We start from the raw sequence: 13713 nt of genomic DNA, 5'->3' as shown, positions 1-13713 counted from the left end.
CATCGCGCACTGTAGGCGCGCGCCCGCGCGTCCCGCAACCACGGCATGCGAGGATCGCGCGCGGCGCCGTCGCGACCGCCGCGGCGCTGACACATGAACGGCCTGCGCCGACCGATTTTTCATTACCCTATCGTTTCGCGACACCGGCCAGGACCCCGCTCACGCCATGCCCGACACCTCTCTCGACGACCTGCTCGCCGCGCTCGCGGCCAGTCCGCAGAACCCGGCCCTGCGGATGCTGGTGGTCAACGCCTGCCTGGCCGAGGCCGATGCCGACGCGCTGACCCGCGCGCTCGAACTGGCCGGCGACGATCTGCTCAACGACCCGACCCAGCGCGACGCCGCGGTGCGCGTGCTGCTGCAACACGGCCGCGACGAACTGGTCGCCCGGATCGCCCCGGACGATTCCGCCGCCGCGCTGTTCGCGCTCGCCCGCCTGCGCCTGGCCGAAGGCGATCGCGAACACGCGCGCGGGCTGTACCAGCAGGCGGTCGCGCTCAATCCCGCGCTGGAAGACGCCGCGCTCGCTAACGAATTGGCCGGCAAGGTGATTTCCTTCGCCAACGCCAAGCGCCAACAGTCCGAAGGCCTGCGGCCCGGCGCGCAGACCAGCCTGTCCAACGACGACACCGACGCCGACGACGTGACCCGGCTGTTGCAGCCGTCGCAGGCGCGGATCGCGTTCGGCGACGTCGGCGGGCTCGACGAGGTCAAGCATCAGATCCGCCGCCGCATCATCACCCCGTTCCTCAAGCCCTCGCTGTTCGAGCGTTTCAAGCGCCGCTCCGGCGGCGGCATCCTGCTGTACGGCCCGCCCGGCTGCGGCAAGACCCTGCTCGCGCGCGCCACGGCCGGCGAGTGCGGGGCGAAGTTCTACAACGTGGCGATCACCGACGTGCTCGACATGTATATCGGCGAGTCCGAGCGCAAGCTGCACGCGATCTTCGAAACCGCGCGGCGCACCGCGCCGGCGGTGGTGTTCTTCGACGAAGTCGAGGCGATCGGCGGCAAGCGCCAGTATTCGCGCGAGGCGACCTCGGCCAAGCTGGTCAGCCAGTTCCTGACCGAACTCGACGGCTTCGCCCAGAACAACCACGGCGTGCTGATCCTCGGCGCGACCAACGTGCCGTGGGCGGTCGACGCCGCGTTCCGCCGGCCCGGCCGCTTCGACCGCGTGTTGTTCGTGCCGCCGCCCGACGAAACCGCGCGGCGCTCGATCGTCGATCTGCTGCTGCACGATCGCCCGCTCGGCGAGGGCATCGACGCGGGCGAACTGGCGCGGCTGACCTCGGGGTTCTCCGGCGCCGACCTGCGCAACCTGGTCGAAACCGCGATCGACGAAGCGATCGAGGATTCGATCGAACAAGGCCGCGAAAGCCCGTTGACCATGACCCACCTGCGCGCCGCGCTCAAGGACACGCGTTCGACCACGCTGGAATGGCTGACCACCGCGCGCAATCACGCGCGCTACGCCAACCAGGGCGGTCAGTACGACGAGGTGCTGGATTTCCTCAAGCGCCACGGAGGCGGCTGATGGCGACCCTGCCCTATCGCTTGCCGGACGAACCGCGTCCGTCCGGACTGTCGCGTTACGCGGTCGACCCGTTGTGGCCGTTGCTGACTTTGATGCTCGCCGGCGGCGGCTTCGGCCTGGCCTGGTTCGCGTTCAACAGCGCCGCGCTCGGCAGCCCGACCCGCGGCCGCGAATGGGCCTGCGTCGCGCTGAGCGTGTTCGGCACCGTCGCGCTGGTGTTCACCATCGGCGTGCTGCTGGGCAGCGGCTGGCTGCGGCCCGAGCATCAGGCCTACGCGTTCTTGTCGTTGTTGCTGCTCAAGGTCGGCGTGGCCTATGCGCTGTATCTGATGCAGCAACGCTGTTTCGAAATCTTCGAGCACTACGGCGGCGAGCCGCGCAACGGCATGCCGCTGATGATCCTGCTCGCGGTGGTCGGACGCGGCGCGCTCGACATGAGCGGCTGGCCGCTGATGCTGCGGATGGTGCTGCAATGAGCCGGCACGATCATTTTTACCGCATGGCCGAGCGTTATTACGCCAACGGCCAGATCGACGACGCCATCGCCATGCTGCTGCAGGCGCTCGGCGAAGACCCGGACCAGTCCGACGCGCATGCGTTTCTGTCGCTGTGCCTGATCAAGCGCCAGCGCCTGCACGCGGCCGAGCTGGAAGCCGCGCGCGCGCTCGAACTCGAACCCGACTCGCCGTTCGCCCACCTCGCCGCCGCGGTCGCGGCGATCGCGCGGCGCAATCTGAAACAGGCGCAGGCGCATCTGGACTCGGCGCGCGAACTGCAACCCGACTCGGCCGCGATCGCCGACGCCTACGCCCGCCTGTACCTGGCCTGGGGCCGCGACGCGCAGGCGCTGGAGGAAGCGCGCCGCGCCTGCGAACTCGACCCGGACGATCCCGATTACCCGGCCCTGCTCGCCTCGCTGGAACTGCGCCGCGGCGATCGCGCGCGCGCCGAAGCGTTGGCGCGCGACGTGCTGCGCGGCCATCCCGAACACGTCGAGGCCTTGTGCGTGCTCGGTCACTGCGAACTCGCCGCCGGCCGCACCGACAGCGCGCGCGATCACGCCGCGTGGGCCTTGCAGATCGATCCGATGGACGGCGAAGCGCTGACCCTGATGGCCGCAGTCAAGGCGCGGCGCAGCTGGCTGCTGGGCCTGTGGTGGCGTTTCCAGAGTTTCATCAGCGCCGGCTCGCGCACCCGCGCGGTGATGCTGCTGATCGGCATGTTCCTGATCTACCGCATCGCCTTGATCGCGCTGCCGCAGAACGGTCTGCCGCAATGGACCGGTCCGCTGTCGTACGCGTGGCTGCTGTTCTGCGCCTATACCTGGATCGCGCCGAGCCTGTTCTGGCGGTCGGTCAAGAAGGAACTTGAGCAGGTGAAGTTGCGGCCGGGCTTCTGACTACGACAACGAGATCGCCGCGTTCCAGACTGTAGGAGCGGCGCGAGCCGCGACCGCGAAACCGCGGCTACGACGCTATCGTGGTTCGCGGTCGCGGCTCACGCCGCTCCTACCCGCGATGCAACGAACCAGACGCGCCTATTTCACCACTCGCAACTTCGAAGCGCGCCGCCGCTGGCGAATCGCCTCCAGCCGCGCATCGCGGCGGGCGGCGTCGCTGTTACCGCCGCCGCCGTTCTTCGGCGGGTACTTGCGCCAATAGCGGATCACCACCCAGCCCACGATCATCCCGCCCAGATGGGCGAAATGGGCCACGCCGGTGCCGGTGGTGAACACGCCGTAGAACACCGACGCCAGCGCGTAGATGATCACCAGGGTGCGCGCCTTGAGCACGATCGGGAACGGCAGCAAGGTGACGCGGCGATTGGGAAACAACATGCCGTACGCAAGCAGCAAGCCATAGATCGCGCCCGACGCGCCCAGGGTCAGATACAACTGGCCCTCGTAGATCGCGATCGACGCGAACAGCAACTGCAGCAACGCCGAACCGATCAGGCAGACGAAGTAATAGATCGCATAGCGTCTTGCGCCCCAGTGGTATTCCAGCGACGCGCCGAACATCACCAGCGCGAGCATGTTGAACACCAGATGGCCGATGCCGCCGTGCATGAAACCCGAGGTCAGCAACTGCCACGGCATGAAGCCCGGGCCGTCGACTTCGAACTGCGACGGCACCCACGGCCACAGCTCGAACCACAATGGCCAGGCGCGGGTGGACTCGCTCAGGCCCAGCAGCGATTGCAGGACGAATACGACGACATTGGCGATCAACAGTCGGCGGGTGATCGACGGGATACTGGAAAACATCGCGACTCCTCGGGGCGGGCGCTATGGTAGCCGCGAGCGCGCCGCGAGGACGTGAGCGCCGCGTGCAAGCCGCGCGCCCGCGCAGGAGGCGTTCAGTCCTCCGGCGGTCCCCAGATCTGCGCGTCGATGGTCGGCGCGGCGCGCTGGCCGCGGACCCGGCCGCTTTCGACCGTCACCCCTTCCGCGCGCAGCCGTTGGCACTGCTCGCGATAGCCCTTGGAGCCTTCCGGCAGCGCGATCCGGCCGTCCGAGCGCAATACCCGGTGCCAGGGCAGTTTGGGGTCGTCGTTTTCGCTGAGCAGGCGCGCGACCAGACGCGCGCGGCCGGGCAGCCCGGCGCGGCGCGCGACCTCGCCGTAACCGGCGACTTCGCCCTTGGGAATGGCGCGGATCGCGGCGCGGATGCGTTTGGCGGCAGTTTCGCTGTCCATCGCGGTAGCATATGCGCTGCAACGCGCAGGAGTCGCCCCCATGCAATTCGAACAGATCCGCCATCAACTGACCCGGGCCGGGTTCCATCTCACCGTTCACGACGAGAGCGTGATCTGCATCGAGCTGTCGCTCGAACAGGGCACCCGCCATCAGGCCCTGTTCCTGTCCGAGATCGAGGACGACGACGGCCGCGCGTTCCTGCGCGTAAGCACCGCGGTCGCCCCGACCACCGGCCTGGACGCGCGCCGCGCGCTGGCGTTCAACTGGGAAAGCCACGTCGGTTATCTGGCGATCGGCGACCTCGACGGCGTGCCGTACCTGCAACTGTGCGAGAACCGTCCGCTGGAAACCCTGGACGCGGCCGAGGTGCAGCGCCTGGTGATGGAGATCGGCGGCGTGGGCGACCGGATGGAGCGGGTGTTGTCGGCTAATGGGGATCTGCTTTAAGCATTCGTCGTGGTTTGATTTTCGCGGTCGCGGCTCGCGCCGCTCCTACATGGGCTACCTGTAGGAGCGGCGCGAGCCGCGACCGCGCTTGCTCCAGCTGCGGCGCGATCTTGGTTCCGTCGCATCGTCCGTGGCGTCGGCGTATTGCATCGACGTATTTCATCGCCGCGCGATATCGTCCTAGGCGCATCCAGACAACGCCCGCGCGCCCACCAGACCGTCATTCCCGCGAAGGCGGGCTCCGCTTTACTTCGGCGAAGCCGAACATCCAGTGATTTTAGCCGTCTCCTTCTGGAGCGACGCACCATTCGTACCAACGTCAAAGTCACTGGATGTTCGGCTTCGCCGAAGTAAAGCGGAGCCCGCGTTCGCGGGAATGACGACTTGAAGGATCGCGTTGAAGGCTCTGGATCACCGCGTTCGCGGGAATGCCGGTCTGAAAAATCAGGCTGAAGTCTCTGCCCCCCGTCTTCGCGAGGATGACGACTCGGAAGATCGCGTTGAAACCCCAATCGCGCCACAAACAAAAGGCCCGCATGCGCGGGCCTTTTGCGTAGTTATACGAGCCGTTATCTTTACCGCGGCACCGCGCTCTTCCCCGCGACGATCAAATCCACCCGAAGAATCGCATCAACTCAAACAACCCATACGCGATCCCGCCCGCGGCCGGAATCGTCAGGATCCACGCCCAGATCATCTTCTCGACCACGGTCCACTTGATCGAGTTGAAGCGCTTGGCCGTGCCCACGCCCATGATCGCGGCGGAGATGTTGTGGGTGGTCGAGACCGGGATGCCTAGCGAGGAGGCGAGCATGATCACCGTCGCGGCGCTGGTCTCGGCGGCGAAGCCGTGGATCGGGTGCAGCTTGACCAGCTTGTGACCCAGGGTCTTGATGATGCGCCAGCCGCCCGCGGCGGTGCCGGCGGCCATCACCACCGCGCAGGTCAGCTTGATCCAGGTGTCGATGTCGTTGTTGGCGATCGCTTCGGGCGAAGGGTGCAGGAACGCCAGCCACGCCGGCAGGTTGTCCAGGGTGCCGGCGGCCTGCGCGCTGATCAGGGCCAGGGCGATGATGCCCATGGTCTTTTGCGCATCGTTCATGCCGTGGGCGAAGCCCATGCCGGCGGCGCTGAGCAGCTGCGCCTTGCCGAAGAAGCCGTTGACCCAGCGCGGCCGCGCCAGCCGGCGCAGCACGCCGCCGCTGCGGGCCATGAACGAGATCAGCGCGAACAGCACGCCCATCACCAGGAAACCGGCGGCGAAACCGAGCACGGGCGAGGTGAACATCGGCACGATCACCTTCCACAGCACGCCGGCGCTTTTCCAGATCGGCTCGGCCGGATGCGACCAGACCACCGCGTGCCAGTTGTTCGACGAGGCCGCGACCGCCGCGCCGCACAGGCCGCCGATCAGGGCGTGCGAGGACGAGGACGGCAGGCCCAGCCACCAGGTGATCAGGTTCCAGATGATGCCGCCGAGCAGCGCGCACAGCAGCAGCTGCGAACCGACCTCGACCACGCCGGCGTCGATCAGACCCGAAGCGATGGTCTTGGCCACCGCGGTACCCCACAGCGCGCCGACCAGATTGGTCGAGGCGGCCAGGATCACCGCCTGCATCGGCGACAGCACCTTGGTCGCGACCACGGTGGCGATCGAGTTGGCGGTGTCGTGGAAACCGTTGACGTATTCGAAGATCAGCGCGGCCAGCACTACCACGATGACGAGCGTAAGCATCGCGCGCGCCTCAGGAGTTTTTCAGGACGATCTGGTAGGCGACCACGCCGGCCTCGCGGCAGCGGTCGATCGCCTTTTCCAGGATCTCGAAGAACTCCTTCAGCAAGAACATCTGCAGGTTGTCGAGTTGGCCGGAGTAGATGTCGCGGTACAGCTCCAGCATGAGGCGGTCGGCCTCGTTCTCCAGCGCGCGCAACTGGTCGTTGAGCGCCTTCATCGGCTCCAGCTTGAGATGGCGCAGCTGGTGGACCATCTTGACCACGACCTCGGCGGCCTGCTCCAGCATCGCCGCGCGCGGCGCGAAGTCGATGTGTTCCAGGTGGCGGGTGGCCAGCGAATAGCGGTCGGCGAACTTCTCGACCTGCTTGGGGATCTTGTACAGCGCGGTGCTCAGCGACTCGATGTCCTCGCGCTCGATCGGGGTGATGAAGCTGTCGACCAGCTCCTGGCTGATCTTGTCGGAGGCCTCGCGCTCGCGCTGGCGGGCGAGCTTGAACGCGTCCAGCGCGGGCTGGCGGTCGGCGGCCTTGAGCATGCCGTGCAGGGCCTTGGTGCTGTCGTGGGCGGCGATGGCGGCCTCCTCGAGCAGGGTATAGAACTGGTTGCCTTGGCCGAAAATGGTCTGCAGGGAAAACATGCTGGAAAGCCTCTGGGCCGGTAAGCCGCTGATTTGCCGGCCGTGCCGGTGGGTGTTCTGGCGCCGGCTGGGCCGGCACGGGTTTGCGGGCGCGATTATGACCGTTTGAAGACGCCGCGCCCACCTTGGCCTGTCCGGACGGGCGTCGCGCTTCGCAAAAACGCCGTCGCGGATCGGACCGGGCGTCAGCGGCGCCGGGTCGCTTTCACGAAGGACCGTCGCGAATGCCTGCTAAGATCGGCCCCGGTCCGGCTCCGGCCATGCCGCCTTTCCCTCCCGTTTCCCCCGCAACCCATGGACGACGACCCAAAACCGCGACCCAGCCGGCACGTCCCGGCCCGTTCCGCCCGCAATGCGCGCTCCTTCCGTGAACCCACCGGCCACAGGAGGCATTGCCGATGCTGGAACTACTGATCGTCATGGCCCTGATCGTCCTCAACGCCTTCTTCGCGATGTCGGAGATGGCGCTGATGACCTCGCGCAAGCTGCGCCTGAAGCAGATGGCCGACAACCCGACCCACCCCAGCCGCGGCGCCCGCATGGCCCTGCAGCTGGCCGAACACCCCGACAACCTGCTGTCGACCGTGCAGGTCGGCATCACCGCGATCGGCGTGCTGACCGGCACCTTCGGCGGTGAGTCGATCGGCCTGGCGATCGCCGGCTGGATCGGCGGCATCTTCCCGGGCGCGGCCGAGTACGCGCGCACCATCGGCATCGGCACCGCGGTCACCCTGATCACCGCCGCCAGCGTGATCTTCGGCGAGCTGATCCCCAAGCGCCTGGCCCTGACCAACCCCGAAAAGATCGCAAGTTCGGTCGCGATCGTGCTGGCCGGGCTCGCCCGCTTCGCTAAGCCGGTCGTCGCCACCCTGGGCGCGATCAATCGCCTGGTGCTGCGTCTGCTCGGGATCAAGGACGACGCGCGCAGCGAGATCAGCGAAGAAGAGATTCGCCTGCTGGTGAGCGAAAGCCACGAGCAGGGCGTGATCGACGCCGACGAACGCAAGATGATGAATCGCGTGCTGAGTTTGGGCGATCGCACCACCGACAGCCTGATGACGCCGCGCACCCGCATCACCTGGCTCGACGCCAGCGCTTCGATCGAGGACAACCTCGCGGCGATGCGCGAGTCGCCGTTCTCGCGCTTCCCGGTCTACCGCGGCAGCGATCAGGACGTGCTCGGCGTGCTCGAGGCCAAGTCGCTGCTGCGCAACCTCGGCGTGGGCAATCTGCCGGACCTGTTCGGCCAGTTGACCGAAGCCTTGTTCGTGTCCGAATCCACCCACGCGCTCAAGCTGCTGGAAATCTTCCGCGAGGAACAGCAGTCGCTGGCGCTGGTGGTCGACGAATACGGCGATGTGACCGGTTTGATCACCGTCAACGATCTGATGGGCGCGGTGATCGGCCGGGTCCAGACCGCCGAGTCCGACGATCAGGCCGGGCCGGTGGTGCAGCGCGAGGACGGCTCGTATCTGATCGACGGCGCGCTGCCGGTGGAAGAGCTGCGCGAAGTGATCGGCGGCGGGCGCCTGCCGAACGAGGACGAGCACGACTTCCATACCGTGGCCGGCATGGTGATCGCCCACTTCGGCCGCATTCCGCATGTGGGCGAGCATTTCGCTTGGCACGGCTGGCGGATCGAAGTGATCGACCTGGACGGCCCGCGCATCGACAAGCTGCTGCTGCACCGGCAACTGCCCAAGCTCGCCGAGTCCACCGACGATGACGGCAGCGGCTGACCGCGGGCCGGACGACGGCAAGCGCGGCGGCGACCGCGGCGCGCGCCGCGGCGGCGTCCACGAGGCCGGCACCCGCGCCTTGCTCGACGCCATCGTCGCCGGCGATCCGGACGAGGTGGTCAAGTTCGGCGACGTGTTCAACGGCCTGGGCAACCGCTCGTTCGGCATGCTGCTGTTCGTCTCCACCTTGCCCGCCTTCATCCCGATCCCGGGCGTGGGCGGCGCAGTCAGCGGCCCGCTGGTGGTGCTGGTCGGCCTGCAGTTGCTGATCGGCCTGCGCCGGCCGTGGCTGCCGGGCTTCATCGCCCGGCGCGGCCCGCACCGCGGCGCGATGGCCAGGTTCCGCAACCTGCTGGCGCCATGGCTGACCCGGCTGGAGCGTTTCGTCAGCCCGCGCGCGACCGCGCTGCTCGATCATCGCGCCGCCAATGCCTTCACCGGTTTGCTGCTGGTGTTGCTCGGCATTCTGCTGTCGCTGCCGATCCCGTTCACCAATTTCCTGTTCGGCGCATTGCTGCTGTTGTTCGCGTTCGCGCTGCTGGAACGCGACGGCAAGCTGATGGGCATCGCCTGGGTCGCCGGGGTGATCGCGGTGGCGGTGTTCGGGGTGCTGTCGGGCAGCCTGGCGCAGGCGGCGGCGGAGTGGATCGCGTTGGCTCGGGCGAAGCTTGGAAGCTGAGAAAAGACGAGTGCACAGGAGTGAGTGGAGAGGAGTGAGGAGTGAGTAAAAGCGCAACGTCCGTAACTCACTCCTCACTTCTCTCCACTCACTCCTGCCTTACTCACTCCTCACTCCTCTCCACTCATTTCCAGCTTCACCCCAAGAGCAGCAAAAACTCCTGCGCATTCACCGGATGCCCCAGCCAGTAGCCCTGCGCCAGATCGCAGCCGCGCTCGCGCAACACCGCGTACTGGCCTTCCTTCTCCACGCCCTCGGCGACGACGATGATGCCCAGCGAATGCGCCATCGCGATGATCGCGGTGGTCAGCGCCAGGTCGTCGGGGTCGCGCAGCACGTCGGCGATGAAACTGCGGTCGATCTTGACCCCGTCCACCGGCACCCGGCGCAGATGGCTCAGGCCGGAGAACCCGGTGCCGAAGTCGTCCAGCCACACCTTCACCCCGCTCGCGCGCAGCCGCGACAGCAGGCTGCTGGCGTGGACCTCGTCGCCGATCACCGCGGTCTCGGTGAGTTCCAGATGCAGCTGCTGCGCGGGCAATCCGGTTTCGTGCAGACAGGCCGCGACCACGTTGGGCAGGTCGCCGCTGCGCAACTGACGCGGCGAAACATTGACCGATACGAACAGCGACTCCGCGCCGATGCGCGTATTGCGCCACGACACCGCGTCCTCGCAGGCCGCGCGCAACACCTGCGGCCCGAGGGTTTCGATCAGGCCGCTCTGCTCGGCGACATCGATGAATACCGACGGCGCGATCAGGCCCTGCTCGGGATGCTTCCAGCGCAGCAGCGCTTCGGCGCCGACCATCTTGCCGTCGGCAAGACGGAACACCGGTTGATACACCAGGCTCAGTTCGCCGCGATCCCAGGCACCGCGCAGTTCGTGCTCCAGGTGAACCCGGCGCTCCACCGCCTGATCCATCGCCCGGCTGTAGAAGCGATAGCAGTTCTTGCCCGCGACCTTGGCCTGGTACATGGCGATGTCGCCGTTCTTCATCAGCGCGGTCGCGCCGGACGCGTCTTCCGGATACAGGGTCACGCCAATCGACGTACCCAGGAAAACCTGACGATCGTGCACCACGATCGGCTGGCCGAGTTCGGCCACCAGCACTTCGGCCAGATGCGTGGCGACGGTGCGCGCCTCGCCGTTGCGCTCGCGGCTGCCCTCGACCAGGATCACGAACTCGTCGCCGCCGAAGCGCGCCAGCAGCGCGCGTTCGCCGCCGATCCGGCGCACCGTGTCCTGGATGCGCTGGGCGAACTGCAGCAGCACATCGTCGCCGGCGTCGTGGCCGAGGGTATCGTTGACGCGCTTGAAATCGTCGATGTCGGCGAACAACAGACCGAGCTGGCCGCCGTCGCCGCGCAGATGCAGCAAGCGCTGGTCCAGCCACTCGCGAAACGCGAGCCGGTTGGCCAGCCCGGTCAGCGCGTCGGTGTAGGCCATGCGGCGGATATCGCGGTCGTGGCGCGCGAGGCTGTGGCTCATGCGGCTGAACGCATGCATCAGGTCGCCGACTTCGTCGTTGGGATGCCCGGCCGGCGGCGCGCTGTCGAACTGTCCGTTCTCGATCGCCTGGGCCGCGTCGGCGAGTTCGCGGATCGGCTTGACCAGCCAACGCTGGATCAGCCACACCATCAGCACGCCGAGCGCGAGCAGGCCGACGCTGAGCAGCCCGACCCACAGCAGCTGGCGCCGGCCCAGTTCCTCCAGCCGTCGCCGCAGTTGATCGAGCGCGCTGTCCTGATAGGTGCGCATCGCCTTGAGGTCGTAACCCACGCGCACGCCGCCGAGCCGCTGCTGGCCGATCTTGATCGGCATCGACACGTCGAAGGTGTTCTCGCCCCATTGGGTGTGCAGCGCGCCCGCGGCGACCACCTGCCTGGCCATTGCATCGTCCATGCGCTTGCCGTAGCTGGGAATCTCCTCGCTGCCGTCGTGGACGATGTTGCCGTCGCTGTCGTAGACGATCACGTAGCGCACGCCCGGATTGGCCAGCGCCGCGCGGCTGAGTTCGCCGATCGCGTCCAGGTCGAAGTAATACAGCGGATTGGTCAGCGAGCCGGCGAGCTGCGCCACCTCGCCTTCGCCGTGGCGGCGCAGGCTTTCGACGAAGCTGTCGCGCATCGCGTCGCGGCTGACCCCGACCACTTCGGCCTGAATGCGTTCCTGCCGATACAGCAACAGCGCGATCAGCGTGACCACGACCAGAAACGCCACCGCCATGATCGACAGGAACTTGGCCTGCAGGCCGGCGCGCAGTCTCATTCGACCTCCGCGCGCACCTGCGCCACGCCCGAACCGATATGGTCCAGCGCGCGCTGCGATTCGGCGTCGATCGGCATGAAGCGGGTGGTCTTGAAGAAGCGCAGCAGTGCTTCGCCGGCATCGGGATCGCCGGCCGCATCCATCAGCACCTCGCGCAGGCGCGCGGCGACCTTCGGGTCGAGATCGCCGCGCACGACTTCCAGCGCGCGCGGATAGTCCTCGCTGCGGCCGATCTCGATCAGGTCGCGGCGGAAGGCTTCGGGCATTCGCCGCGGGTTGTTCCAGTCCAGGTTGCTCATCACCCCGGCATCGACCAGGCGCTTGTGCACCCAGGTCGAGATGTTGAGCTCGGAGCGCGCGAACAGATAACCGACCCCGCCGCGGTTGATGCGGTCGGTCGGCGACAGCAGGATTTCCAGAGTCAGGCCGCGCTCGAGCAAGGTCGCGGCCGGGACGAAATAGGCGCTGGTCGAGGTCGGCCGTTGAAACGCGACGTTGTGGCCGCTGAGGTCTTCGAGCGAGCGCAGCCCGCTGTCGCGACGGGCGAAGAACACGCTGTGGTAGTGGCTGACCCCGTCGCGCTCGGTCAGCAGCAATGGCCGCGCGTCGGCGCGCTGCCGCAGCAGCATCGCGGTGCCGGCGGTCTCGCTGACCCAGTCGACCCGGCCGCGACGCAGATAGCTGGCCATCTGCTGCACGTCCTTGGCCATCAGGATGCGGCCCTCGCGGATGCCGACCTCGGCCATGCGCGGGACGACGTAGTCCAGCAGCGGCTTGAGCTGTTTGTAATGGGCCTTGGGATCGTCGCTGATCCGGCCGAACACCAGCACATGCGCATCGGTGTCTTCCGGGTGGCCGCCGCGCGCGTCGTGCATATCGGGCGACGCCGCGACGCAGGCCGACGCCCCGGCCAGGACGAGCCCCCACAGCACTCTCAGAACCCGCGCGCTAGCGATCAACTCAAGTCACCCGGTCGGATTGCCAGCGCAGCGTAATCGAACCGCCGCCGCGCCGATACGCCCGCGTTGCGCCCCCGCAACGGCTCGGCGGCACGCGCGCGCGCCGGGCGACGACCCGCCCGTGCCCAGCGGCTCAGCGACGCTGACCGGCCAGCATCGCCATGCGCTCGACATCGGCGAGCACCCCGCGCAGCAGGCGCACTTCGCGCTCGTCCAGGTCGGCGCGCAGGAACAGCCGGCGCAGCTTGCGCATCGCCGATTCGGGCGCGCGGCCCTTGTGGAAGTCGATCGCGTCGAGCGCCTCGCCGAGCTGGCCGAAGAAGCCTTCCAGTTGCGCGTGCGAGGCCGGCGGGTCCCGATGATCGCCGGCCGGATCGGCGGCGGCCGCGGCCAGCGCGGCGATGCGCAGCTCGTAACTGAGCACCTGCACGGCCGCCCCGAGGTTGAGCGAGCTGTAATCGGGATTGGCCGGGATATGGACCGCGGCATGGCACAGCTGCAATTCGTCGTTGTTCAGGCCGGTGCGCTCGCGCCCGAACACCAGCGCGACCTGGGCACCCTCGCGGGCGCGGGCGTCGACGCGCTCGGCGGCGAAGCGCGGCGCGAGTTCCTCCAGCGCGATCCGGCGGCTGCGCGCGGTGCAGCCCAGGACCCAGTGGCAATCGGCGATCGCCGCGGCCAGGTCGGGCAGGATCGGCGCGGCCTCCAGCACATCGTCGGCGCCGGCGGCCATTGCATAGGCGTCGCGGTCGAGCGGCTTCTCGGGCGCGACCAGGACCAGCCGCGACAGGCCCATGGTCTTCATCGCCCGGGCCGCCGAGCCGATGTTGCCCGGGTGCTGGGTGCCGACCAGGACGATACGGATGCGGGCGGCGGCGGGGTCCGGCGCGGGGGTGGGTTGGGCCGCGCCGGGCGCGGCGGCGGGGTCGCCCTGGGCCGCGGCGGAGTTGGCAATTTCGGGCCGCTCGGGCGGCGGCGTGGTTTCGCGAGGATCGGAGTTCATGCGCAAATGGTAA

General features: G+C 67.9%; 13 protein-coding genes. 6 read left to right on the top strand and 7 right to left on the bottom strand.

Annotation, left to right across the window (positions count from 1 at the left end):
* The first annotated feature begins 166 nt into the window (after positions 1–166).
* From AC3A4T_RS06530 to AC3A4T_RS06520, 3 genes are read left to right on the top strand one after another with little or no spacing between them, the layout of a single operon-like run.
* The gene (locus AC3A4T_RS06530) at positions 167–1534 is read left to right on the top strand and encodes an ATP-binding protein (protein WP_487674647.1); all 1368 of its coding nucleotides are present in this window, start codon (positions 167–169) and stop codon (positions 1532–1534) included.
* Positions 1534–2010 (top strand): hypothetical protein, encoded by a 477-nt coding sequence (locus tag AC3A4T_RS06525; RefSeq protein WP_487674646.1) that lies wholly within the window; start codon positions 1534–1536, stop codon positions 2008–2010. The genes AC3A4T_RS06530 and AC3A4T_RS06525 overlap by 1 nt, the downstream gene beginning before the upstream one ends.
* Positions 2007–2933: a tetratricopeptide repeat protein gene (locus AC3A4T_RS06520; protein ID WP_487674645.1), complete on the top strand. Its 927-nt coding sequence runs from the start codon at positions 2007–2009 to the stop codon at positions 2931–2933. Before AC3A4T_RS06525 ends, AC3A4T_RS06520 begins: the two co-directional genes overlap by 4 nt.
* Before the next feature lie 138 nt (positions 2934–3071).
* On the opposite strand, the gene AC3A4T_RS06515 is transcribed toward AC3A4T_RS06520, so the two are convergent.
* A complete protein-coding gene (locus AC3A4T_RS06515; protein WP_487674644.1) occupies positions 3072–3800 on the bottom strand; it encodes a rhomboid family intramembrane serine protease in 729 nt (242 codons plus the stop codon).
* A gap of 92 nt (positions 3801–3892) precedes the next feature.
* Complete coding sequence (locus AC3A4T_RS06510; RefSeq protein WP_487674643.1) at positions 3893–4231, bottom strand: MGMT family protein; 339 nt, start codon at positions 4229–4231, stop codon at positions 3893–3895.
* 40 nt (positions 4232–4271) lie between these two features.
* Between AC3A4T_RS06510 and AC3A4T_RS06505 the strand changes: the two genes are divergently transcribed.
* Positions 4272–4679, top strand: coding sequence for a hypothetical protein (locus tag AC3A4T_RS06505; RefSeq protein WP_046656072.1), 408 nt, complete (start codon positions 4272–4274; stop codon positions 4677–4679).
* Between the two features lie 607 nt (positions 4680–5286).
* On the opposite strand, the gene AC3A4T_RS06500 is transcribed toward AC3A4T_RS06505, so the two are convergent.
* Together AC3A4T_RS06500 and AC3A4T_RS06495 are read right to left on the bottom strand one after the other, a co-directional pair.
* On the bottom strand, positions 5287–6414 hold the full coding sequence (locus tag AC3A4T_RS06500) for an anion permease (RefSeq protein WP_487674642.1): 1128 nt from the start codon (positions 6412–6414) through the stop codon (positions 5287–5289).
* A gap of 10 nt (positions 6415–6424) precedes the next feature.
* Positions 6425–7051 carry a DUF47 domain-containing protein gene (locus tag AC3A4T_RS06495; protein WP_036102012.1) on the bottom strand — a complete coding sequence of 209 codons (627 nt, stop codon included), beginning with the start codon at positions 7049–7051 and terminating at the stop codon, positions 6425–6427.
* 398 nt (positions 7052–7449) lie between these two features.
* Here AC3A4T_RS06495 and AC3A4T_RS06490 point away from each other — a divergent pair, with 398 nt between their 5' ends.
* A complete protein-coding gene (locus AC3A4T_RS06490) occupies positions 7450–8790 on the top strand; it encodes a hemolysin family protein (RefSeq protein ID WP_487674641.1) in 1341 nt (446 codons plus the stop codon).
* Complete coding sequence (locus AC3A4T_RS06485) at positions 8774–9469, top strand: exopolysaccharide biosynthesis protein (RefSeq protein ID WP_487674640.1); 696 nt, start codon at positions 8774–8776, stop codon at positions 9467–9469. Before AC3A4T_RS06490 ends, AC3A4T_RS06485 begins: the two co-directional genes overlap by 17 nt.
* 136 nt (positions 9470–9605) lie before the next feature.
* Here AC3A4T_RS06485 and AC3A4T_RS06480 read toward each other — a convergent pair whose 3' ends face one another.
* From AC3A4T_RS06480 to AC3A4T_RS06470, 3 genes are all read right to left on the bottom strand, one after another.
* A complete protein-coding gene (locus tag AC3A4T_RS06480) occupies positions 9606–11738 on the bottom strand; it encodes a putative bifunctional diguanylate cyclase/phosphodiesterase (protein WP_487674639.1) in 2133 nt (710 codons plus the stop codon).
* Positions 11735–12613 carry a phosphate/phosphite/phosphonate ABC transporter substrate-binding protein gene (locus AC3A4T_RS06475; protein WP_487674638.1) on the bottom strand — a complete coding sequence of 293 codons (879 nt, stop codon included), beginning with the start codon at positions 12611–12613 and terminating at the stop codon, positions 11735–11737. Before AC3A4T_RS06475 ends, AC3A4T_RS06480 begins: the two co-directional genes overlap by 4 nt.
* A 217-nt stretch (positions 12614–12830) precedes the next feature.
* Entirely contained in the window at positions 12831–13700 is an 870-nt protein-coding gene (locus AC3A4T_RS06470) for an RNA methyltransferase (protein ID WP_487674637.1), read from the bottom strand.
* Positions 13701–13713: the final 13 nt, after the last annotated feature.

Source organism: Lysobacter sp. Soil_N_51 (assembly GCF_057655755.1).
Note: the sequence above shows the minus strand (reverse complement) of the source record. Positions and strands in the feature narration are given on the sequence as shown.